The 22,566-nt window shown below is 72.6% G+C and carries 16 protein-coding genes and 1 pseudogene; 11 read left to right on the plus strand and 6 right to left on the minus strand.

All coding sequences use genetic code 11. The features are described 5' to 3' along the window. Nucleotides 1-76: 76 nt before the first annotated feature. The 4 genes from IPQ09_10905 to IPQ09_10920 are packed head-to-tail and all read right to left on the minus strand — an operon-like array spanning nt 77 to nt 2,940. The gene (locus tag IPQ09_10905; GenBank protein ID MBL0194712.1) at nt 77-736 is read right to left on the minus strand and encodes a hypothetical protein; all 660 of its coding nucleotides are present in this window, start codon (nt 734-736) and stop codon (nt 77-79) included. Continuing rightward, nucleotides 712-1,392, minus strand: a complete 681-nt coding sequence (locus tag IPQ09_10910) for a CPBP family intramembrane metalloprotease (GenBank protein MBL0194713.1) — start codon at nt 1,390-1,392, stop codon at nt 712-714. Before IPQ09_10910 ends, IPQ09_10905 begins: the two co-directional genes overlap by 25 nt. Nucleotides 1,393-1,402: 10 nt before the next feature. Then, the gene (locus tag IPQ09_10915; GenBank protein ID MBL0194714.1) at nt 1,403-2,155 is read right to left on the minus strand and encodes an ATP-binding cassette domain-containing protein; all 753 of its coding nucleotides are present in this window, start codon (nt 2,153-2,155) and stop codon (nt 1,403-1,405) included. Then, on the minus strand, nt 2,152-2,940 hold the full coding sequence (locus IPQ09_10920) for a hypothetical protein (protein MBL0194715.1): 789 nt from the start codon (nt 2,938-2,940) through the stop codon (nt 2,152-2,154). Before IPQ09_10920 ends, IPQ09_10915 begins: the two co-directional genes overlap by 4 nt. 120 nt (nt 2,941-3,060) lie before the next feature. Between IPQ09_10920 and IPQ09_10925 the strand changes: the two genes are divergently transcribed. From IPQ09_10925 to IPQ09_10960, 8 genes and pseudogenes are all read left to right on the plus strand, one after another. Further along, nucleotides 3,061-4,491, plus strand: a complete 1,431-nt coding sequence (locus tag IPQ09_10925; protein MBL0194716.1) for a serine/threonine protein kinase — start codon at nt 3,061-3,063, stop codon at nt 4,489-4,491. Continuing rightward, nucleotides 4,488-5,654, plus strand: a complete 1,167-nt coding sequence (locus tag IPQ09_10930) for a hypothetical protein (protein MBL0194717.1) — start codon at nt 4,488-4,490, stop codon at nt 5,652-5,654. The genes IPQ09_10925 and IPQ09_10930 overlap by 4 nt, the downstream gene beginning before the upstream one ends. Next, nucleotides 5,651-6,847, plus strand: a complete 1,197-nt coding sequence (locus IPQ09_10935; protein MBL0194718.1) for a hypothetical protein — start codon at nt 5,651-5,653, stop codon at nt 6,845-6,847. The genes IPQ09_10930 and IPQ09_10935 overlap by 4 nt, the downstream gene beginning before the upstream one ends. Nucleotides 6,848-6,909: 62 nt before the next feature. Beyond that, nucleotides 6,910-8,295 (plus strand): serine/threonine protein kinase, encoded by a 1,386-nt coding sequence (locus IPQ09_10940; protein MBL0194719.1) that lies wholly within the window; start codon nt 6,910-6,912, stop codon nt 8,293-8,295. A gap of 43 nt (nt 8,296-8,338) precedes the next feature. After that, nucleotides 8,339-9,436 carry a hypothetical protein gene (locus IPQ09_10945; GenBank protein ID MBL0194720.1) on the plus strand — a complete coding sequence of 366 codons (1,098 nt, stop codon included), beginning with the start codon at nt 8,339-8,341 and terminating at the stop codon, nt 9,434-9,436. 89 nt (nt 9,437-9,525) lie between these two features. Beyond that, entirely contained in the window at nt 9,526-10,641 is a 1,116-nt protein-coding gene (locus tag IPQ09_10950; protein MBL0194721.1) for a hypothetical protein, read from the plus strand. Between the two features lie 158 nt (nt 10,642-10,799). Continuing rightward, a pseudogene (locus IPQ09_10955) lies at nt 10,800-14,192 on the plus strand (SNF2 helicase associated domain-containing protein). A 75-nt stretch (nt 14,193-14,267) separates the two neighbouring features. Continuing rightward, nucleotides 14,268-16,976 (plus strand): serine/threonine protein kinase, encoded by a 2,709-nt coding sequence (locus IPQ09_10960; protein MBL0194722.1) that lies wholly within the window; start codon nt 14,268-14,270, stop codon nt 16,974-16,976. Between the two features lie 2 nt (nt 16,977-16,978). On the opposite strand, the gene IPQ09_10965 is transcribed toward IPQ09_10960, so the two are convergent. Further along, nucleotides 16,979-17,803 carry an SGNH/GDSL hydrolase family protein gene (locus tag IPQ09_10965; GenBank protein ID MBL0194723.1) on the minus strand — a complete coding sequence of 275 codons (825 nt, stop codon included), beginning with the start codon at nt 17,801-17,803 and terminating at the stop codon, nt 16,979-16,981. A gap of 64 nt (nt 17,804-17,867) precedes the next feature. Continuing rightward, the gene (locus IPQ09_10970; protein MBL0194724.1) at nt 17,868-18,857 is read right to left on the minus strand and encodes an SUMF1/EgtB/PvdO family nonheme iron enzyme; all 990 of its coding nucleotides are present in this window, start codon (nt 18,855-18,857) and stop codon (nt 17,868-17,870) included. 330 nt (nt 18,858-19,187) lie between these two features. On the opposite strand from IPQ09_10970, the gene IPQ09_10975 reads away from it, so the two are divergent. The 3 genes from IPQ09_10975 to IPQ09_10985 all read left to right on the plus strand — a co-directional run bounded on the left by IPQ09_10975 (nt 19,188) and on the right by IPQ09_10985 (nt 22,448). Then, on the plus strand, nt 19,188-20,339 hold the full coding sequence (locus tag IPQ09_10975; GenBank protein ID MBL0194725.1) for a hypothetical protein: 1,152 nt from the start codon (nt 19,188-19,190) through the stop codon (nt 20,337-20,339). A gap of 98 nt (nt 20,340-20,437) precedes the next feature. Beyond that, nucleotides 20,438-21,226, plus strand: a complete 789-nt coding sequence (locus tag IPQ09_10980; protein ID MBL0194726.1) for a hypothetical protein — start codon at nt 20,438-20,440, stop codon at nt 21,224-21,226. 97 nt (nt 21,227-21,323) lie between these two features. Further along, nucleotides 21,324-22,448, plus strand: coding sequence for a hypothetical protein (locus tag IPQ09_10985; GenBank protein ID MBL0194727.1), 1,125 nt, complete (start codon nt 21,324-21,326; stop codon nt 22,446-22,448). Nucleotides 22,449-22,566: the final 118 nt, after the last annotated feature.

A 22,566-nucleotide genomic window follows, 5' to 3' on the forward strand; every position in this document is an offset into this window, starting at 1 on the left:
ACGTGCCAGCGCGCGCGCGTGCGTAGCCAGCTTCGCGCCCAAACCGTTCGCTGGGCGTGCCGATCCGGCGAGCGCGTCAGGTCGCGAACGCCGCGAGGGCGAGCCGCAAGCAAACATAATACACGACGACGAGCAGCGCCGACGCGCCCTGTTGGCGGAGCACCGCCTGCGGCCACCGCCCCGCGAGGGTCACCGCGACGACCAGGGGGACCAAGCCGAGCCACTCGAGCGCGCCAAGGTCGAAGCGCGCGCCGTCGGCGAAGCGCACGGCGAGCAGTCCCTCGGACGCGCGACCCAGGTGGTCGTGCGCGAGCGCGCAGCCGGTCCGCGCGACGAGCAGCGCCGGCGCGAACGCGAGCGCCGCGTGGTCGAACGCGGGGCGCATCGGCGTGCGCGTCGCGAGGCACGCGCCGAGGAGGCCGAGCGCCCCGAACGGCGCCGCGCCGAGAGTGCTCAGGGTGGCCTGCGCGCCCACGCGGGCCGCGGCCCCGGTGAGCGCGGGGAGCACGACGAAGAGCCCGAGCAGCGCAGCGCCCTCGGTCGCGATCGCGAGGCGATCCCCGACGCCGCGAGGCAGGCGCGAGCGTCGCACGAAGCCGACGTGGAACACGATGAACGCGAGCGTCATCAGGGCGCCGAACGCGTGCACCTCGACCGGACCGAGCGAGAGCGCGGCGGGGGCGGAGAGCTCGGGGAGCGCGACCGCGAGGCTCAGCGCAGCCTCGGCGCGATGCACACCACGTTCACCGTGACGGCGAGCGCGACGTGCGCGGCGAACGGCGCGAGGACGCTGCGCGATCGCAGCGAGAGCAGGCCGAACGCGAGCCCACCGGGGAAGGCGAGGGCCAGCTCGATGGTGGGCTTGCCGAGGTGGGCCAACGCGAACACGGCTGCCTGCGCGACCAGGCTCGCCCGCCCGAGGAGCGGCGCGGCCCCGAAGAGCAGTACGCCGCGGAACGTGAGCTCCCAGGCGAAGGCGTACACGGCGAACACACACGTCGAGAGCGCCAGCGCCGCGGCCGAGGACCGCGCGGGCTCGTAGAGTGGATACTGCGCGCGCACGGCGTCGAGCTGCCCGAGGGCCACCCCGCCCACCACGGCGGCGAGCACGGCGAGCGCCATGAGACGTCGTCCCCGCGCCGCAGGCCACTGGACGCCGAGGTCGATCGGCGAGTGCCCGAGCGCCCACGCGCCGGCGAAGCCCGCCCCGAGCACCGCCGCCTTGGCGAGCACCACCGCGAAGAGCTCGAGCTCCCGAGGGACGTAGGGAAAAGTGCGCAGGTTCCGCTCGAGCGCGAGGGCGAGCGCGACGCACACGAGCAACGCGAGCGTCTGCTGCGGTCGCCGCGCCGGGCCAGGGCGCTCGTGCTCCGTGCGTGAATGCCGCGCCATGACGGCGGCGCTACAGCGGCCCCTCGGTGAGGCCGTGCACGAACTGCCGGACGTACGGCTGGGTGCTCGCCTTCGCCTCGGTCGTCGTGCCGTCGAAGATGAGCTCGCCCTTGTACATCATGCCCACCCGGTCGGTGACCGTGAGCAGGCGATCGAGATCGCTCGAGACCATGATGACGGTGGCGTTGCGCGCCCGCTGCTCCTCGCGCAGAAGCTCGAAGATCTTCTGGGAGGTGACCGGGTCGAGGCCGGCCGCGGGCTCGTCGTAGAGCACGATCTCGGCGTTCGTGATTGTGGCGCGGGCGACGCCCACGCGCTTCTTCTGGCCGCCCGAGAGCCCGCCAGGGAGCCGCGCGCCGAACCCCGAGAGCGCCACGCTCGACAGGCGCTCGGCGACCCGCGCTTGCACCTCGGCTTCGGGGAGCGAGTAGAGGCGCCGCAGGGGGAACGCGATGTTGTCGTCGACCGTGAGGTGGTCGAAGAGCGCGTTGTTCTGGAAGAGCATGCCGAACTTGAGGCGCAGCTTCTGGAGGTCGAGCTCGGTGAGCTGGGTGACGTCCTGGCCCGCGACGTCGATGCTGCCCGAGTCGGCCTTGATGAGCCCCGTGATGAGCTTGAGCAGCACGCTCTTGCCGGCCGCGCCCGGCCCGATGAGCCCGTAGAGGCACCCCTCCGGCACCGTGAGCGTGAGGTCCCGCACGACGTGCGCGAGGTGCCCGCCGGCGGAGCGGAAGCTCTTGTTCAGACCGCGGATGCGGATCATGGCCTCGCCCCCTGGAGCCGAGAGAGCCTGAGGTAGAGCAGCAGCGTCGCGCCCGCGAGCAGGCCGACGAGGAGCACGAGCGCAGCGAGGACGAGGCGGAGCGGCGCCGCCGAGCCGGCCGCGACCGCCAGCGGGCCCACGTGCGCGAGCGCCCCGCCGGTCGCGCTCGGAGAGGCCTGGCGCTGCACGGTCACCACGACCACGTCGTCGGGGGCGAGCTCGGGCGCTCCGGCGGCGACGAGCCGCTTCACCTGCGCCTCCGCGAGGGGGCTCGTCGCGCCGCGGTGGGTGAGCAGCACGCTGGCCGAGGCCTTCTCTTTCTTCTCGCGGAGCGGGCCGTCGGAGGGGAGGTTCAGGTGCACGCGGGCCGCGAGCACCCCGTCGACCTGGAGCAGGCTCTTCTCGAGCTCGCCGGCGAGGCCGGCCGCCAACGCCGCCCGCTCGGCGGAGAGCGTCGGCACGAGGGCGCCGCGGCCCACGTCGGCGAGCGAGGCGTTGCGGGGGCGGGGGAGCCCCTCGTCGGCGAGGATGCGGAGGGCCTCGCTCGCTTCGGAGTCGGAGACGACCACGCGGAAGCGCCCGTCGCCGGCCCCGTCGGGCTCCTTCCGCGCCCCCACCGCGCGGGCCTCGAGCGCCACGACCACGCGGTTCGCCTCGGGGTCGTCCAGGCCAGCGGCCACCGGCGACGCGCACGCCGCACCCAGCGCACCCAGCGCAAAGAGCGCGCAGGCGAGCGCGCGGGCCCACGCGACGCTGCGTGGCGGGGAGGCAGAAGGCGGGCGCACGGGCGGCATCCTACGATCACGGCCGCCGGTTTCGTGAGCGGAATTGGGCGGCCGAGGCACGCTCACAGAAACGACGGGGGGAGAGCCCGCCCTTCGGGTACACTTCCGCCTGAGGCGCACGTGAGGCAAGCTCCCACGCAGATGGCGGATCCCACGTCCGAGTCGAAGCTCGAGTCGTGGGCGCCCCGACCCGGCGAGGTCGTCGGCGGCCGTTTCCGTGTGCTCCACACGCTGGGGCAGGGCGGGATGGGCGCGGTCGTCGCCGCGGCGCACCTGCAGCTCGGTCAGTCCGTCGCCATCAAGTTCCTCCACCCGAAGCTCGCTCGCGACGCCGGCAGCGTGGAGCGCTTTCACCGCGAGGCGAGGGCGACGATGCGCATCAAGAGCGAGCACGTCGTCCGCGTGAGCGACGTGGGGACGTCCGACGCCGGCCTGCCGTTCATCGTCATGGAGCTGCTCGAAGGGGCCGATCTCGGGCACGTCGTGGCGGCCGGTCCGCTCGCCATCTCCGACGCCGTCGATTACGTGCTGCAGGCTTCCGAAGCCCTCGCCGAGGCGCACGCCGTGGGCATCGTCCATCGCGACCTCAAGCCGACGAACCTGTGGCTTGCCAAGCGCCCCGACGGGACGCCATTGGTCAAGGTTCTTGACTTCGGCATCTCGAAGCTTTCGACGCACGCGCCGGGCGACGTGAAGCTCACCGAGACTCAGTCGGTGTTCGGGTCGCCCACGTACATGTCCCCGGAGCAGATCCGGAGCGCCAAGCGGGTCGACCACCGCACCGACGTCTGGGCCCTCGGCATCGTCCTCCACGAGCTGCTCACCGGCCAGCTCCCGTTCGACGGCGACACGGTCTCGGGTGTGCTCGCCAGCATCGCGGCCGATCCGCCGCTCCCGCTCCGCCACTCCCGTCCTGACGCGCCGCCCGGCCTCGAGCAAGCCATCTTGCGGTGCCTCGAGAAGGACGTCACGCGGCGCTGTCAGTCTCTCGCCGAGCTCGCGGCGCTCCTCGCGCCGTTCGCTTCCCCGGTGGGCACGCTCTCGGCTGGCCGCATCGGCCGGCTCGGCGCGCCTCAAGGCGGGAGCTTCGCCCCGAGCCCGGCCAGCTCGGCCGGCGACGTCGGCGCGTTCGGTATCACCGAGCGGAGCATCGTGACGCCCGGTCGCGCGCGGAGCCCGGTGTTCGGCGTGGCGCTCGGCATGGGCCTCGCGCTGCTCATCATCGGCGGCGTCGCGGGGATCGCGAGGCTCGGCGCCGCTCGCGGCGGGACCGCGGCCGCCGCGCCCACCGCCTCCGCAGGGGTCGCCGCGGCGCCGCCGTCGGCCCGGATCCTCGCGGCCGCGACCCCGCCTGCGAGCGCCGCATGGCCCGGGTCCTCCGTGGCGCCCGCCGCGTCCGCCGCGCCCGCCGCGTCGACGGTGCCCGCCGCGAAGCCGGCGCACCCCAATCCCCGACCCGGGCGCCCGTCCGTCCCCGCCAAGCCGGGGGCCACCGCCGGACCCGCCGGTGCGCCGACCGTCGCGCCGACCGTCGCCGAGGGGCGAGATTGACCGTCCGCCGCGCTCGCACGCTGCCCACCGCGGCCACGCTGGCCACGCTGGCCACGCTGGCCACGCTGGTTTGCCTGGTCACGCTCGCGACGAGCGCCCACGCGGAGGGGCCGTCGCCCGCCCAGGTCGCTCAGGCGGAGGATCTCTTCCAGCGCGCCAAGGCGCTCATGACCAAGAAGTCGTACGCGCAGGCCTGCCCGATGCTCGCCGAGAGCTACACGCTCGCGGGCGGCGGAGGCACCCTCCAGAACCTGGCCGTTTGCTACGAGGAAGAGGGCAAGCTCGCGTTCGCCTACAACCGCTTCATCGAGCTCAAGGGGATGTCGAAGAAGGCGAACCGCGCCGACCGCGTGAAGCTGGCGGAGGCCCACATCGCCAAGCTCGAGCCTCGCTTGTCGAGGCTCCGCCTCGTCGTGAAGAAGGACCGACACTTCGAGGCGCTGCAGATCGAAGTCGACGGCGACGAGTTCGGTCAGGCCAGCTGGGACGCGGGCGTCGTCGTGAACCGTGGCGCTCACACCATCACCGTGCGCGCGCCCGGGTACCAGACCGCCACCCTGGAGCGTAGCGTCGATGAAGGCACGACCACCACGGTCGAGGTGCCCAAGCTCGTCGCGATCCCCAAGCCGGTCGCGCCGAAGGTCGTCGCCCCGCCGCCCGTGGCGCAGCTCGCGGAGCTCGACGAGATCTCCGGGCAGCGAGCGCTCCGCACGACCGGCTTCGTGGTGGGCGGCATCGGCGTGGTCACGCTCGCGGCAGGCAGCGTGTTCGGCGTGCTCACCATCACGACGAACAGCGCCGCGAAGAACGCGTGCGTCGACAACACCGGCGGCTCGCTCACGAACCCCGGGCCGTACAACGATCCGCGGCTCCCCATTCGTCAGGGAGGTGGCTGCTTTGCGGCGCAGCCTGGCCTCGCCCCGAGCGCCGCGCTCACGCGCTCGAACGCGCTCCGCGATGACGCGCGCACCTTCGCGAACGTGGCGAACGTGCTCATCCCGGTCGGCGTGGTCGCGCTCGGCGTCGGCACCTACCTCGTCGTGCGCTCCTCGGGTGGGCTCAGCACTCCGAAAGATCAGAAGAAAACGAGCGCCGCTTCGGGCGTCGAGGCCGTCCTCGCGCCCACCCTCGGCGGCCTCTCGCTCAGCGGTACGTTCCAATGAGACCGACCCCCTCACGGATTGCCCTGGCCGGTGCGCTCGCCGCGAGCATCGCCGCCACCACCCTCGTCGCCTGTCAGCTCATCGTGGGCGTGAAAGACGACCCGGGCGCGCCGCTCCTGCCCGCGCGCCCGCCGCCGGTCGACGGCGGCCCCACGCCCGGCGATCCCTGCGCGCACGCGCGCCCGCCGCCCAAGCCCACCGTGAACGACGGAAACGACGCCAACGAGCTCGTGTTCGCGGCGCGCAAGGTGGCCGTCGGCCAGCGCGTCGACGGTGGCGGGCCCATCGGCTTCGACCTAGACGGAGTGTGCAGCTGCGAGAACGCCCCGCGCGACGCCGCGGCGCCCCGCACGCTCTGCAAGCTGCCCCCCGGCGTGAACCTCTGCCCCCCGGACAAGCCGCTGGACGATCCCTTCGGTCGCGACCTGGGGGGCGTGAACGCGTTTCAGCCGCTCGCCCTGCTGAACGTCGACAAGAGCGCCTCGATCGACGGGCAGCTCGAGCAGGGGCAGCGTGGCCTCCTCGTGACCGTGACGGGCTACAACGGAAAGGCGAACGACACGTCCGTCGGCGTCTCGTTCCAGCTCTCCCCCGGCACCACGAAGCGCGGCACGTGCGGCGACGCTTCGGCGCCGCTGCCCGACGCGGGCGACGGCCTCCAGCGCTACCAGCCCTGCTGGGACGGCAACGACGAGTGGTCGCAGGCCTCGAGCTCCCAGGCCGGCCGCACCCTCGACGGCTACGTGACGAACTACGAGCTCGTGGTGGAGGACAAGATCGGGACGACGAAGGTCTTCGCGGGCATCGGGACCATCGAGATCGAGATGGCGGGCCCGGTGTTCCAGGCGACGCTCGTGCCCCCGGCGGGCGGCAAGCCTTGGCTCCTCGACGGCGTCCTCGCCGGGCGGATCGACGCAAACGCCACGCTGAAGACCGTCGGCGCGCTGCTCGACCCGCTCGGGAAGGTGCAGTATCTCTGCGAGCAGACCGTGGGCGTCTACCCGATCGCGCGCGACGCGGTCTGCGGCGCCCGCGACATCTCTTTTCGGGGCGCAGACCCCGACGCGACGTGCGACGGGATCTCCGTCGCCGTGGGGTTCGTCCTCGAGGGCGCCAAGAAGGGCGCCACCGTGACGCCAATGCCGCCCCCCGTGTTCGAGTGCGACGCCGGGCAGGCGCTCCGCTGCCCATGATTCCGCGCGTTTCGCGGGAAACGCTTCGTTGGCAGCTACGGCGATTCTGGTAAGCTGAGGTCGTGAGACCGCGCCGCACGCTGCCGCCCGCCGCGCCGCCCGCCGAGCAGGCGTGGGCGCCGCGCGCGGGGGACGTGATCTCCGGGCAGTACGTCATCCAGCGCCTCATCGGCAAGGGCGGCATGGGCGCGGTCGTCGCGGCGCAGCAGGTCCCGAACGGCGGGCATGTGGCGATCAAGTTCCTGCACCCGCGGCTCGCGGGGGACGCGCGCGCCACCGAGCGCTTCTTTCGCGAGGCGAAGGCCACCACGCTCATCCGCAGTGAGCACGTGGTCCGCGTGTTCGACGTGGGCAAGTCGGAGGGGGGCCTGCCGTACATCGTGATGGAGCTCCTCGAGGGCGTCGATCTCGGGCGCCTGCTCGACTCGGGGCCGCTGCGCATCCCCGACGCCGTCGACTTCATCCTTCAGGCGGCGGTCGGCCTCGCCACGGCGCACGCCGCCGGCATCGTCCATCGCGACCTCAAGCCGTCCAACCTGTGGCTCTCCCAGCGCCCCGACGGCAGCTCATTGGTAAAGGTTCTTGACTTCGGCATTTCGAAGCTCTCGGTCGACGCCGAGGAGGACCTGAAGCTCACCGAGACCCAGTCGATCTTCGGCTCCCCGCTGTACATGTCGCCGGAGCAGATCCGGAGCGCGAAGCGCGTCGACTTCCGCACCGACATCTGGGCGACGGGCATCGTGCTCTACGAGCTGCTCACCGACGCGCTCCCGTTCGACGCCGACAGCGCGGCGGCGGCGCTCGCCGCGATCACCGCCGATGCCCCCGCGTCGCTCGTGGCGATCCGCCCGGACGCGCCGCCAGCCCTCGAGCACGCGATCGCGTACTGCCTCGAGAAGGACGTGAACCACCGCTGCCCGACGCTCGCCGAGCTCGGGCGACTGCTCGCGCCCTTCGCGTCGCCGATCGGCCGCATCGCCGCCGAGCAGCTCACGCGCATCCCCGTGCCCGCCGTCACCACGGTCGCGCCGGCGACGAGCGCCGCCTCCCTGCGGTACCTCGGCGACGGCCGCGCGACGGAGGCCGGGTTCTCGACGGTCTCGGCCGCGCGCCGCCCGCGCGGCTCCCCCATCTTCGCGGTGGCGCTCGGGATCGGCCTGGCCTGCGTCATCGTCGGGCTCGTGCTCCTCGGGGTGCGGCTCGGCACCGCGCCGAGGCCGGTGGTCGCCGCGGGTCCGTCGAGCGTCGCGCCGCTGCCTTCCGTCGCGAGCCCCGTGGTCACGACCGTCCGCCCCCCGGTCACGGCTCCGCCGCCCGTGCAAATCGTGGCCGTGGGCGACGCCGCGCCGCCGGCGCCCGTGGCGAGCGCGAGCGCCGAGCCCGCGAGCGGCCAGCCGACCGTCAAGCCCACGCCGAGGACCGGGAGGTATGCGAATGGCCGCGACTAGCGGTGCGACGCGTGCGCTCCGCCTGGCCAAAGTCCTAGGTGCGATGAGCGCGATGAGCGCGATCACCGTGCTGAGTGGGACCGCGCGCGCCGACGGGCCCAAGCCGGTGCCCACCGCGGAGGCCGAGGCCGAGGCGCTCTTCCAGCGCGCGCGCGCGCGGGTGCTCCAGGGCGACTTTGCCTCGGCGTGCCCGCTGTTCGAGGAGAGCTACCGCCTCGCGGGGGGCGGCGGGACCGCGCAGAACCTCGCGACCTGCTACGAGGACCTGGGGAAGCTGGCGCTGGCCCACAAGACCTTCGTGGCGCTCCGGAGCGCGTCGGTCGCGGCGGGCCGGGAAGATCGCGTCAAGCTCTGCGACGAGCACATCGTGAAGCTCGAGCTGCGGCTCGCGCGCCTCCGCGTCCGCGTGTCGCCGCAGAACCGCCTGCCGGGGATGAAGGTCCTCGTCGACGGCGAGGAGCCGGACGAGCCCACGCGCACCGCCGGCGTGCTCGTGGATCCAGGCGTCCACGTGGTGCGCATCAGCGCGCCGGGCAGGGCCGCCGTCGAGGTGCAGCGCGTGGTCCCACGCGAAGGCGCCATCGAGAGCGTGGACGTACCCCTCTTGCGCGTCGACGCGGACGCGCCACCCGAAGGTCCGCCGGTCGACCGCAAGGACGATCGCCTCGCGGCCCGCGAGGCGACCCGAACGGTAGGCTTCGCCGTCGGCGGTGCCGGGCTCGCGGTGCTCGTCGCGGGCGGAGTGTTCGGCGTCCTCACGGTGACCACCAACAACGCGGCCAAGCGCGCTTGCCGCGACAACACCGAGGGCCTCACGCTCAGCAACACGACGGGCAGCGATCCTTCGCGGTACTTCGACGCGGCGGGCCGCTGCTACGCGTCCACACCCGAGCGCCCGAACCCGTTCCTGGAGTCGGCGAACGACCTCCACTCGGAGGCGCGTGGCTACGGCACGATCGCGACGCTGCTCATCCCGGTCGGTCTCCTCGCCGCGGGGGCTGGGGCATACCTCGTCCTCACCTCCAGCGACGAGCCGCCGCGGCGCGCCGGGGCGCGCACCTTGCCCCCGAAGCCCTCGCCCGTCACCGCGCGCGTCGTCCCTGGGCTCGGTGGCCTCTTCGTGGCCGGGGAGTTCCAGTGAAGCGCCATCCGTTGATCGGGAGGCTGTCCGGCGATGGTGGGGGTGGAGCCTCGCTGAGTACGACCGCGGGCCGCGTCCGCCTCCTCGCCGTGGGCGCCGCGCTCGGCGCCACGCTCATGGCCTGCCAGCTCCTCGTCGGGGCCGGCGACGAGGAGGGATCTCCGCCCCCTTCGCAAGTGCCCGCTCCGGGCCCTGAGGCCGGCGACGCGGCCCCCGTCGACCTCTGCCAGCACGTGGTACCGCCCCCTCCCTCGCTTGCCCCAGACGGCGCCGACGGTCCGCCCATCTGGTTCGCGGTGTCGTCGCTCGAGGGGCTCCCGCGCGTCGACGCCCGGCCGTTCGGGCTCGACCAAGACGGCCTGTGCACGGGCTTCCTTGGGGCGACCGATCAAGACGGAGGCGCGCCTTGCCTCCGCGCGGTCGTCGACGATCGTGGGGGCATCGACAACGCCGCCGCGCGCATGTTCGTGGCGCTACCGGACGGTGGGGGAATCCAATTGTTTCGAGGGTTTACTCGATCTCTGCGGCTCGGCGAGCGCACCCTCCTCATCGGGCTCTCGAGGTACAACGGCGCCGCCGACGACCCCGCCGTCGAGGTGCGGTTCGCCACGTCGGGCGCGCTCGAGACGAACGCTTGCGACCTCGGTGACGCGGGTGACGCGGGTGACGGCGGCGGGGGCCCCCGCTCCGAGGGGTGCGACACGTGGTCGCGCGCGCGCGCCGCTGCGGGCGGCGATCCGGACGCCGGCGGCCCGGAGACGCTCCTCGAGGGGTACGTCGTCGGCGGGAGGCTCGTGGCGGGGACGCGCCGCCCGAGCACCCTAACGCTCGACGTGCTGGACGTGTCGCTCTCGGTGCTTCACGCGCGCTTCGTCGCGACGCTCACCGAGAGGTCCGTGGCCGGGCGGCGCGTTCGCTCGCTCGACGGCGTCGTCGCTGGTCGCCTCTCGCCCTCCGCGCTGCTCGAGGAGCTCGGCCGCGAGCCCGGGCTCTGCACCACCGCGACCATGCGCAGCCTACGGGCCGCCGTCTGCGACTACCGCGACATCCCCTCCGCGCCGGAGGACGACCGCGCCCCCGGAAAAGCCTGCTCGAGCGTATCGATTGGGCTCGCGCTCGTGGCGTCCGAGGCCCTCCTCGGGGCCGAGGTCGCGGCGAGGCCCGTGGGCGTCGCGTGCGACGCCGGGGAGACCACCTGCGACTGAGGCCGGTCGCGCTTGCCGCTTGCGCAAACCACCCGAATCGGCTATAGCCGCGCTCCAACCCAGGTCTTGAGCCGCTGTGGCCATGCCTGGAGTCCGGTTCGGCCCCCGCAGGGCCGCTTCGAGAAAGGGCGCGCCTTTTCGAGGCGCGCGACCCCCGCGTGTCCACTCCCTTCACGGAAGCGCTTGCGACTCTCAACGACCGCGCGCTGCGGCGCCTCCTCGGCGCGCGCGCCTTCCTCCGCGGCTACGACTACGTGCGTCGCGGCGCCGTCGCCGACACCGGCGTCGACCTCGCGTCCGCGCATGGCACGGTGCGGGGCTCGGAGCCCGAGCCCTACGCTGTGCGCCTGCGGCTCCTGCCCGAGGGCTTCGATTCGGAGTGCTCGTGCCCGGCCTTCTCGAAAATACATGGACATTGCAAACACGTGGCCGCCCTGCTCATCGCCCTCCGTGACGAGGCGCGCCCCCGCCGACACCGCGACGAGCCCGAGAGCTCCCCAGGTTTCACCACGGACGCTCCCTACGTCCCGCACGCCGTCGCTTCCATCGCGGGCGTACAGCCCGGCTCAGCGGTCGCCCCCGTGAGCCACACGAGCCAGGGGGAAGAGCCCGCGCCCGGGCAGGGCCAGAGCCGCCGCGCCAAGCGCCGGGCGGCCCGCGCGATGAAGGCCCAGGCGGTCCGCACGGTCCCTTCACGCCCCGGGTTCTCGGTCTCGGAGCGGCAGACCGGCGTCGACGCTTGGCTCCCGGAGCCGATGCCGCCCGCGCCGAAGCGGATCGAGTACCGCATGCAGGTGCGCCCCACCTCGCTCACCGTCAGCGTCCTGGATCCGGACACGCGCACGCCCCTGCTGCCGAGTCAGCTCCTGGCGTTTCAGGCGCAGACCCCCACGGGTGATCGCGACGCGCTCCGGGCCCTCGCGCGACACGAGGGCGACGGCCCGCGGCGCGTGGCAATCGAGGTGCGCGGCGAAGACGCCGCAGAGCTCTTGCCCTTCCTGAAGGGGCGCCGGGTCATCCTCGAGCCTCAAATGATGGAGCTGCGGTTTGGCGACGAGCCGCTGCGCCCGCGCTTCGACCTCGAGCTGTCGCAAGACGGCTCGCAGGTGGTGGTCAAGTCGAGCTTCCAGCGCCCCGGCGATCCGCGCCGATTCTCGACCGCGCAGGGCGCGTGGCTCGAGGGTAGCCCCGGCTGGCACGTGGACCCCCAGGAGGGGTTCGCGCGCCCCATCGATCGCCGGGTGTCACCTGCGGCGCTCCGCCGGCTCGCGCGAGCGCCGTCGATCCTGGAGCCCATGGACGACCTGCCTCGCCTCATCGCTCAAGGCCTGCCGCGCGTGGCGCTGGAGCTGGGCGCCGAGCTCCCGGAGCTCTCCCAGGTCGCCGACGTGGTCGATCTCGTCCCGACCTTCCGGATGCGCGCTGGCGGCTCGCTCACAGAGGCGCACGTCTCGCTGCGCGCGGCGTACGACGACCTCGAGATCGACGTCCGCGCCGACGGCATGACCGCGCCGGTTCTGGTCAAGGCCAACCCCGGCTCGAAGCGCGCCAAGTGCATCCGCTGCGACATCGCGGCTCAGCAGCAGGCCGCCGGCCAGCTCCGCGAGCTCGGCCTGTCGCCCGACGAGGAGGGCGCGAGCTTCGTCGCCCGTGGCGACGACGCCATCCAGTTCTGGACCGAGGGCATCGGCGCGCTCCCGGAGGACTGGGACCTCTTCGTGCCGGACGACCTCGTGGACGTTCAGGTCCGCTCCCAGACCCTCTCGGCGAGCGCGCGGGTCTCGAGCGGGGTCGACTGGCTCTCGCTCCGCCTCTCCTTCGAGGCAGGCGGCGTGGCCGTCACCCAGGAGGAGCTCGGCCGATGCTTGGCCGAGGGGCGCCGGTACGTGCGGCTCGCCGACGGCTCGTTCGCGCGCCTCGACGCGGAGAAGGTGCGCGCGGTCCTGCTACGGCAGGCCGAGATCTTGGCGACCGGGGGTGGGCAAGGGGGCAAGCTGCCGCTCTCTCAGGCCGGCCGCATCCAAGAGCTCCTCGACCAGGTGGGGCGCGCGCAGGTCGCCGACAGCGCCAAGACGCTGTTCGGAAAGTTGCGTGATATCGAGGAGATAAAGGGCGCGAAGAAACCGCGTAATCTGAAGGCGCAGCTTCGCCCCTACCAGGAGGCCGGCTTCCAGTGGTTGTCGTTCCTCCACGAGATCGGCTCCGGCGGCGTGCTGGCTGACGACATGGGCCTCGGAAAGACCGTGCAGACCATCGCGCTCCTCCTCGCCGTGAAGTCGGCGGACGAGAAGACCGAGGGCAAGGGCAAGTTCAAGGCGCTCATCGTGGCGCCCACCAGCGTGGTCACCAACTGGATGCGCGAGCTCGACAAGTTCGCGCCCTCCCTCAAGCATGTCGTGTGGCACGGTGGCGATCGGCGCGAGCGCGCCGAAGAGCTCGACGACGCCGAGGTGGTCATCACGAGCTACGCCCTCCTCCGCCGTGACGAGGAGCTGCTCTCCAAGCTCACCCTGCGCTACGCGATCCTCGACGAGGCGCAGAACATCAAGAACCCGCTCTCCGCGACGGCGCGCGCCGCCAAGCGCCTGCGGGCCGATCGGCGCCTCGCGCTGTCCGGGACGCCCATCGAGAATCGCCTCTCGGAGATCTGGTCGATCTTCGACTTCGTGAGCCCCGGTCTCCTCGGCCCGCTCGACAAGTTCGAGGAGCGCTACTCGAGGCCCATCGACGCGGGTGACCAGAAGGCCGCCACTCGGCTGCGGGCGACGATCCACCCCTTCATCCTCCGGCGGACGAAGGGCGAGGTCGCGAAAGATCTGCCCGAGAAGATCGAGACGGACCAGGTCTGCGAGCTGACCGGCGAGCAAGGCTCCCTCTACTCGGCGGTGCTCAAGGAGGTCCGCGCGCAGGTCATGGGCGAGGTCGAGCGACAGGGCGTCGCGAAGAGCCAGATCCAGATCCTCGCGGGCCTCACCCGGCTGCGTCAGGCCGCCTGCGATCCACGGCTGCTCGGCCTGCCTCGCGAGTTCACCAACGACGACTCCGGCAAGCTCCAGGCGCTCCGCGATCTCGTCCAGACCTCGGTCGCCGGCGGGCACCGCGTGCTCGTGTTCAGCCAGTTCGTCTCGATGCTCACGCTCATTCGCCGCACGCTCGAGGAGGACGGGGTGGGGTACGCCTACCTCGACGGCTCCACGAAGGACCGACAGGCGTGCGTCGAGTCGTTCCAGCGCGACGACGGTCCGCCGGTGTTCCTCATCTCGCTCAAGGCCGGGGGCTCCGGGCTCAACCTCACCGCGGCGGACACGGTGATCCACTTCGACCCGTGGTGGAACCCCGCGGTCGAGGATCAGGCGACCGACCGCGCGCACCGCATCGGTCAGACCCGGGTCGTCACGATGTACCGCCTCATCGCGAAGGGCACGATCGAGGAGAAGATCCTCGAGCTCGGCGGGAAGAAGCGCGAGCTCGTCGGCGCGGTGCTCTCGGAAGACGCGGGCGGCACGAAGCGGCTCACGAAGGGCGACCTCGAGGACCTCTTCCGCGACTGAGCGCACGAAAGTTTGTGGTCGGGCGCCGCCGTGGCCGGCTAGGCTGAGCGCGCTCGCTCTCCGGCGGGCGCTCCCATGGACGGCACCCAGGCACCCTTCGATCGGCTCGGCAGCTACCGCATCGTCCGGCGAATCGCTACGGGAGGAACGAGCGACGTCCTCCTCGCGAAGGCGGAGGGCCCGTTCGGCTTCGAGCGCCAGGTGGTGCTCAAGATCCTGCTGTCGCAGTACCGGGCCGACGACCAGTTCGCGCGAATGTTCGCCCGCGAGGCGGCCGCCTACGCGCGCCTGTCGCACGCCTCGGTCGTGCGCCTCTTCGACTTCTTCTCGCACGGCGACCAGCTCGTCATGGTGCTCGAGTTCGTGGACGGCCTCCCGCTGAACCGCCTGCGCGCGACCCTGAAGGACATGGGCAAGACCCTGCCCGATACGGCGGCGCTCTACGTCGCCAGCCACGTGTTCGAGGCGCTCGCCTCCGCGCACGACTACATCGACCCCTCCGGGAAGGCCGCGCCGGTCATCCACCGCGACGTCAACCCGTCCAATGTGCTGGTCGGGTGGAATGGCGACGTCAAGCTCGCCGATTTCGGCATCGCGCGCGTCACCGGAGTGCGCGCGGACACCCAGAACGGCCTCATCCAGGGCACCTTCGGCTACATGGCGCCCGAGCAGGTGACTGGCGCCGACATTGGCACCCACACCGACGTGTACGCCGCCGGTCTGCTCCTGTGGGAGATGCTGGCCCACAGGAAGGCGATCCAGAGGGGGGTCCTGCCCGAGATCGAGATCCTGCGCGCCATGGCGGATCCGCACCTCGTGTCGCTCGACGTCCTGCGGCCTGATCTCCACGGGCGCGTGCGCGAGGTCGTGGCGCGCACTCTCGAGCCCGACCCCCGGAAGCGGACGATCACCGCGGAGGAGGCCTGGTCACTTCTGCGAGACGTGATCGGGCCCCGCGGCGGCCGCGCCGAGCTCTTCGAGATGGCGAAGCTCATCCACGAGCGAGCGACCGTGAAGGTGCGCTCGGCGGAGCCCGTCGAGCCGCCGCTCTCGGTAGGGGAGCAGGAGGCCTCTCCGCGGCCGCCCACGATCCGCGCGCCCGCGCTCACGGGCGTGACGACCTCCGGCCCGGTGAGCCCCGTCCGTCCGGTCGTCGGCCCGTCCTCCGTCGGCCGGCTCGAGGCGCGCGAAGGACCGCGCCTCGACGAGCTCGACCCGATCGACATCGATAAGCTCTTCGATGGCATCTCGCTCCCCGACGACGAGCCCGAGCCGCCCAGCGGCGGCGACGACGTCACGATCGCGTCTACCGCCCCCCCCACCTTCGACGTGGAGGCGCTCCTCACCGAGTCCCGCAGGGCGGGGGTGGGCTCGCCGGGTGGCGTCCCCGCGGTGCGGGTGGCGACCCCTACGCAGATGAGCGCCGTGCCCGCGCGCCCGCAGATCCGCCCGTCGCGCAAGATGACCGCCATCTCCACGACGGTCGCGGTCGAGCGCCGCGCGTCGCAGGAGCTGACCGCGGTGGCGCGGGTCGAGGTTGAGGCGGGGGCCCAGCGGCACCCCTCGGGAGACACGACCCTCGTCTCACGGGGGCAGTTCCCGCCGCCGGCCGGGCTTCCCCAGGGTCTCACACCGCGGCCGCCCGAGGTCGGCCCCATCAGCGTCTCCATCCCGTCGGTGAAGAGCACGCTCATCATGCCGGTCGCCGACATGAGGACGAGCGCGCCGCCGCCGGAGCCGTCGCCGTCGCCCCTGCCCCCACCCGTGGGCGCCGCGAAAGGGCTGGGCGCGACACCGGCGGGTCCTGCGGTGGCGCCGCGCCCGCCGGTCGGGGCCGCGCCCCCAACCGCGCGAGGCCTGCCCCCTCCGCTCTCGGCCGAGGCCCCGCCGCCCCCGGCGCCACTCGCGTCCGCGAGCGGGTCGGGGCCCGCTGGCGGTACCCCGCCGCCGCCCGCGGCGACGCCCGCACCGCCCCCGGTGGTCAAGACGGCCCCGCTCGCGGCGCTGCCGATGGCCGACACGGCCCCGCTCGCGGCGCTGCCGGTGGCCAACGTGGCCCCGCTCGCGGCGCTGCCGGTGGCCAACGTGGCCCCGCTCGCGGCGCTGCCGATGGCCGACACGGCCCCGCTCGCGGCGCTCCCGGTCGTCGAGGTGCCCGTCGCGCCCCCGCCCGACGTGGCGCCGCGCCCGGCCGAACCGGCCCCCGTCGGGCCCGCGGACGAGCCGCCCGAGGAGGCGCCCATCGCCCCTCCGCCCCCCTTCTTCACGCCGGCGCGCGTGCTCGCGGTCATCCTCGTGACCGCGCTTTCGGCGGCGGGGGGCGTCGCGTACGTCCGGAGCGGCAGCGCGAGGTCGCGCGCCGTCGCCTCGGCGTCAGCGATCCCGTCCACCACCGCCCCGCCGTCGGCGATCCCTTCCGCGAGCGCCCCAGCCTCCGCAGAGCCGTCCGCGAGCAGCTCCAGCGCTGCCCCGGAGGCCTCCGCCTCTGCGCCGCTCGCCCCGTCCGTCGCTCCCTCGGCCTCGACGGCTCCGTCGAGCGTGGCCTCCGCAGCCGTGCCCGCCGCGTCCGCCGAGGCCCCGAAGGCCGCGGTGCCTGCGAACATGTGCCTGCTCAAGACGACCGGCGCGTCCCCGGGCCACCGCGTGTACGTCGACGGGCGGGTCGTGGTGGAGACCCCCGGCGAGGCCCGGGTACCCTGCGGCTCGCGCACCGTTCAGCTCGGCAGCGCGGGAAAGCCACGCACGCTCGACCTGCCCTGCGGCGCGGAGCACTTGGTAAAGTAGGTTTAGTTCCCAGAGTCGAGCAAGCCCGCGTCGCCCACGAGCCCAGGGGCGGGCGAGCCGGTGCCCTGGAAATAGGCCCAGAAGAGGTCCGCCCAGTCGGCGCCGCCCTTCTCGGTGGGGTGGATGCGATCGCCGCCCCGCTTGAGCGGAAGGTTGCTCGAGTCGAAGAACTTGCAGGGCGCCACGTGCTCGCGGATGACCGCGACGATCCCCGTGTCTCCCTTCCACGTGGGCGGCCCGATCCAGTAACACTCACGCGCGCCGATCTTGCGCGCGATCGTCTCCACGAAGGGCGCGAAGACCTGCGGAGAGGGGAGGAACACGTCATTCGCCCCGAGCGTGAGGATCACGATGTCGGGCTTGTGGCGCGCGAGCAGGTTCGGCAGCTTCACGCTGCGGGCGAAGGTCTGGATCGAGAGGCTGACCTCCGTGTGACGCACGAACTTGGCGCCCTCCGCGCGGAACTTCGCCCCGAGCGCGCGGCTCAGGCCCCCGTCGCCGCCCACCATCGAGTCGCCTGCGTGGAGCACGACCTTGCCCGCGAGCCGCGCGAGGCCCGCCTCCGCGGTGCCGGCGTCGCCGGCGTCGGAGCGCGCCACCGAGGCGTCATCGGGGGAGGGGGCTGCGGTCGCCGCTGCCGCCGCGGAGGGCGGCGGGGCGCTGGCCGCGGCTTCGGGCGTCGCGGAGCGCGGCTCGGTCGGTCGCGCTCCGGGCTCGTGGCTCTTCGAGCACGCGCCGAGCGTGCTCGTGGCGAGCACGATCGCGCACAGGCACGCGGCCCGCGCCAGGCGCGTCTGCGCGTCACCGATGTCACCGACCTCCCGCATGAGTCGGGCTTATCTCAGAATGGGCGCGCGTCGTCGAGCGCGTCGTCAAGCGTTCGCGGGCGCCTCAAGGGGACGGATCGGCGCAGCAGCGGAACCCGGTGGAGTAGTCGTGGTAGACGAAGTTGTGGGCCGTGGTCCGGTACCCGCACCCGTCGCCGTTGATGTGCGTGTCTTGGTAGTAGCCGCCCTGGAAGGTGCCGGCCGGGTCGTCCACCCACTCGTGCAGGTTGCCCACCATGTCGAACACGCCGTAGCCGTTCGTGCACCCAGGGTGGGCGCCGGTCTCGGCGAGCGTGCCTTCCACCTGGTTCAGCTTCTCGTCGTTCAGCTGGTTCCAGCCCCAGTTGGGGCTCCCCGCGTGCGGGAACACCACTCCGATGGGGCTGCGCCCATGATCGTTGCAGCGGTGATCTTCCTTCTGGGCGCCGTAGCCCCAGGTCGACTTGTCGGGGCCCATGCAGGCGGTCCGCCACTCTTGAGGCTTGCAGAGGCGCTTGCCGGAGGCCTTGCACGCGTCGCTGGCCTGGCGCGCGCTGATGTGGCCCTGAGGCTTGACGCCAGGGACGCTGAGCGCGCGGGTCTGGAGGCCCTCGACGCCGAGATAGTAGGGGTGCGGGCGGGTCTCGCCGGTGGCCGTCACCTCGACGATGGAGCCCTCGTACCGGTCGACGCAGAAGCGGCCGTTCACGCTCGCCATCCCAGCCGGGCAGCCGCCGCTCTCTCTCTCCCCGCCTTGCGGAGCACCCGCGCCGAGGAGGCCCGCCGGAAACAGCTCGCGGGTGGGCGCCACCCCCAACTTGATGGCCTCCGTCGGCGAGCCGATGCGCGCGTTCAGTGAGGACTGCGAGCGGCCGACCGAGCGATGGATCGCGGTCTGAGTAAACGCGGACGGGTGCTCACCCGCCGACCCCGGAGCCGACTTCGCGCAACCTGCGACGAGCGCGAGCGCCGCCGCGGCGACGACCACGGGCACCGCGACTCGGGCGGAGCGGCGCTGGCGAGGCTGCCAGCGGGACTCGGAGGGCCCTCGCAGGGCGTTCAGGGTTGGGTTCAACGGCGACCTCCTGGACGGCTGGGGTTGGCGCCCGGTATGACCCGGGAGCCCTGCACCGCGAAACAATTTTCGCGACCGGCTAGGGTGTACAGGGCGAGCGCGCCTCGCGGAACCCAAAAACGACCGCGTTCCCTATATATGTGGGAGAGTACGGCACATGGACTTCCAGTGTGCCTGGAACACTCTTTTCTGTAGGTATTTGAAAAGAATAGAAAATTGGGCTGTCACAGGAAGTGACGCGGTGCGACGCACCCACCGGGGCCAGGGGTCACCTTCTCATGGACGGGCACCCTAGCTCTCGGCCCACGCCGATTTGATACGCTCGAGCCGATGCTTCACCGCTTGTACCTCTCGCCTGGCATGTTCGGCTTCGGCCAGCTCGGCGGCTTCGGGTACTTCGCGCACCTGCGCGAGGCGCTCCGCGCCCGCTTCGTCGAGCTCGGCCACGAGGCGGTCGTGCACGTCGTCGACGTCCCGCCGACCGCGTCCATCCGCCGACGCGCCGCGCGGCTCACGGAGGCGGTCGCCGAGAGCGCTCAGGAAGGCGACGCGGTCCACCTGGTCGGCCACTCCACGGGCGGGCTCGACGCCCGGCTGGCCGCGTCGCCCTCGGCGCGCCTGCTCGTCGACGCGCGCGCGCGCGGCTGGTTGCACTCGCTCCGCTCCGTGACGACGCTGAACACCCCGCACTACGGCACCCCGCTCGCCAGCTTCTTCGCCACCAAGAGCGGCCAGCAGATGCTCTACGCGGTGAGCGCGTTCACTTTCGTGGCGCTCACGCTCTCGGCGCCCCCGCTCACCCTCGCCAGCGCGCTGGTGCTCGCCGTCGGCCGCGTCGATCAGGCCGTCGGGGTCGAGCTGCGAGTGCTCGAGCGCCTCACCGAGCGGCTGCTCGGCGTGCTCGAGCCGGCGAGGAGCCGCGAGGTGCGGGCCTACCTCGACGCCATTCAGGCGGACCAGGGCGCGGTGATCCAGCTCACCCCCGAGGCGATGGACCTCTTCCAGGCGGGCGTCGAGGACCGCCCCGGCGTGCGCTACCAGTGCGCCGTCGCCGCCGCGCCGGCCCCCGAGGCGTTCGGCGTCGCGAGGCACCTCCTGTCGCCCTGGCGCCTCGTCTCCCACGGGCTCTTCACGACGCTCTACGGTCTCACCGCGCGCTTCGACGATCGCTACCCGTGCGCCGCGCCAGCGCTCACCCTCGAGGCGGAGCGGCAGCTCGTGAGCGCGCTCGGTCGGTTGCCCGGCGCGCGCAGCAACGACGGCGTCGTCCCGGTGCTCTCGCAAATCTGGGGCGAGCTGGTCTGGGCGGGCGCCGCCGACCACCTCGACGTCCTCGGGCACTTCCGGGGGCCGACCCGCGGCGAGCGCGGGCAGGGAGGGCACTCCGACTGGCTCGCGTGCGGCGCGGAGTTTGACGAGCGCGCCTTTCGGGGCCTCGTCGCCGCGGTGGTCGCCGGGATGCTCCGTCCTGCCGACGGCTGAGCGCGGCGCCACTTGGTAAGGGATCTTGACTGAGCGGCTCTCGACACGCTGTGGCGCCTGCGTGCGCGTCGAAGCCATGTCGTGTATAGATAAGACCTATGAGTCCAAGGTCTTTGCTCCTCGCCGTGGTGGTCGTGGGCTGTTCGCCGGCAGCGTCGCCTCTCGCGGGGGAGCCCCGCGCCCCGTCTCTGCCCGAGCCCACCGCGGTGCAGATCCCGCCGCCGAGCGCGACGTCCCCGCCTCCGGCCTCTCCCCCGCCTCTCCCCCGCCTCTCCGTCGCTCCCGACGACGCCGGCGTGGCGACTCTCCCCGCCCGCAGGGTCGTCGTCCCCGACGGGAAGTGCTCGGGTCGCGCGCTCGGGCTCGGCGACGTGCTGAAGGAGTGCGCCTGTCGCACCGACGGGGCGCTGGAGGGCGCGGGCTCGCCGGCTTGCCCGGGGACGCCGCAGGGACAGGGCGCTCGGGTCGAGGGGCTCGTCGTGACGCTCGAGCTCGACGAGCCGAAGGTCAAGGCCGGGGGGCTCGTGCGAGGCACGGTCCACTTCCGGAACGCGAGCGCCGACGCGCTGCCGCTCCACTTCATGCGCGACAGCGCCATCGAGTTGGTCGTTCTCAGGGAGACGGGCGCCGAGATCCCCGTCGAAGGAAAGGGCGACTGCGTGGCCACTCTGAGCATGGCCCACCTCGCGGGAGTCACGCTCGCGCCGGGGGGCGAGGTGGTCGTGAAGGCCGTGACCCCGGCCACGCGGAGGAGGTATCGCCCCGGGTCGTGCGACACGGTCGCGGGGAGTCGCCTCACCCCTGGGCGGTACTCCGTGGGTATCTCGAACAGTCCCCTCTACGCCCGGGCGCAGCCCAAGCCGGTGGCCGTGGAGGTCGTGAAGTAGCCAAACTGGGCACGAGCAGACAGATGGAGTCGCCGCGGATGGGTGTGCTACATAGCCTGAAGCGAGCGATGAGACGCGTCGCGGAGGGGTGATCGACATGAAATCATTGGGTGTCGTTGGAACGTTGGGCGTGGGGTTCCTCGGGCTGGCCATGGCCGTGGGCGTCGGAGGGCTCGGGGGTGCGGGGTGCTCCGGGGCGCCGGCCTACGACGACTTCGCCTCGACCCTCGCGTCGACGTACTGCGACGCGCTCGAGGGGTGCTGCGAGGCGGCCAAGTTCGAATACGACGAGCAGTCGTGTGTGCCGCAAGTGACGGCGGAGGTTCAGCGCACCGCGGACGTCGTCAAGCGCGGCAAGGTGATCTACGACAAGACCGCGGCGGACGCCTGCGTGGAGGCCTACAAGGCGCGGGCTCTGCTCTGCGTCGAGGACGCAGGCGCGACCCCCGCGAGCGGCTTCGAGCCTTACGTCGAGGCCTGCGCGAAGGTCTTCAAGGGGACTGTGAGCCCGGGCGGCGAGTGCACCGAGAGCGCCGAGTGTCAGGCCGACTTCCCGCGCGAGATCGGCGCGTGCTCGACCGACAACCGACCCAGCGCCGACCGCACCAAGAAGGTCTGCTACAAGCAGGTCCGCGTCGGGCCCGGTGAGGTCTGCGCGACCTCCCAGACCGCGCCGTCGCCGGACCAATTCGAGATCAAGAGTTGCGATCCTGCCACGGGGTATTGCGACGGCGCTGGCGGCGCCGACACGACGCGGAAGTGTCGCGCGTACGCGAAGGCGGGCGAGGACTGCTTCACCCCGCCGTCCACGATCGTCCAGTGCGACGTCCGCGGCGGGCTGTCGTGCGATCCGACGTCGCGTAAGTGCATCGCGCTTCCGCCGGTTGGCCAGCCGTGCACTGCGGGCCAGCAGTGCGCCAAGGGCGCCTATTGCCTCCGCGCGACGACCCCAGGTGGGGCGAGCACCTGCACCGCGCAGAAGGGGGACGGCTCCGACTGTGACTCCTCGGCGGAGTGCCTCTCTTCTTCGTGCGAGAGCCCGCCGACCACGGGCGGCGACGGCGGGCGCCCCAAGGGCAAGTGTGGTGTCGCGACGGACAACACGGCCAACCCGTTCGAGGTAAGCCCTCGCTCGTGTGGGTTCGGACCCGCTGCCCGAGGTCCGGTCGACGGTGGAGTCCAGCCCATCCAGACGCAGTCGATCCTTCGACCGCTGAGGTAGGCGCGCCTCGGGCCTGAATACGAGGCAGCGAGAGACGCTGGGCCTCGCGCGCTCGCGGGAGCCACACTGCCCTGAACCCCTGAGCCCCGAGAGCGACGCCACCACCGCCAACTGGCGG

Source organism: Myxococcales bacterium (assembly GCA_016720545.1).
In the GTDB taxonomy this organism is placed as follows: Bacteria; Myxococcota_A; Polyangia; order Polyangiales; family Polyangiaceae; genus JAAFHV01.

Bases quoted from the DNA above. Each gene is read 5' to 3' on its own strand.
- IPQ09_10935 (MBL0194718.1), top strand. From the start codon at position 5,651: ATGAGACCGACCCCCTCACGGATTGCCCTGGCCGGTGCGCTCGCCGCG.
- IPQ09_10945 (MBL0194720.1), top strand. From the start codon at position 8,339: ATGAGCGCGATGAGCGCGATCACCGTGCTGAGTGGGACCGCGCGCGCC.
- IPQ09_10975 (MBL0194725.1), top strand. From the start codon at position 19,188: ATGCTTCACCGCTTGTACCTCTCGCCTGGCATGTTCGGCTTCGGCCAG.
- IPQ09_10915 (MBL0194714.1), bottom strand. From the start codon at position 2,155: ATGATCCGCATCCGCGGTCTGAACAAGAGCTTCCGCTCCGCCGGCGGG.
- IPQ09_10985 (MBL0194727.1), top strand. From the start codon at position 21,324: ATGAAATCATTGGGTGTCGTTGGAACGTTGGGCGTGGGGTTCCTCGGG.
- IPQ09_10965 (MBL0194723.1), bottom strand. From the start codon at position 17,803: ATGCGGGAGGTCGGTGACATCGGTGACGCGCAGACGCGCCTGGCGCGG.
- IPQ09_10910 (MBL0194713.1), bottom strand. From the start codon at position 1,392: ATGGCGCGGCATTCACGCACGGAGCACGAGCGCCCTGGCCCGGCGCGG.
- IPQ09_10980 (MBL0194726.1), top strand. From the start codon at position 20,438: ATGAGTCCAAGGTCTTTGCTCCTCGCCGTGGTGGTCGTGGGCTGTTCG.
- IPQ09_10960 (MBL0194722.1), top strand. From the start codon at position 14,268: ATGGACGGCACCCAGGCACCCTTCGATCGGCTCGGCAGCTACCGCATC.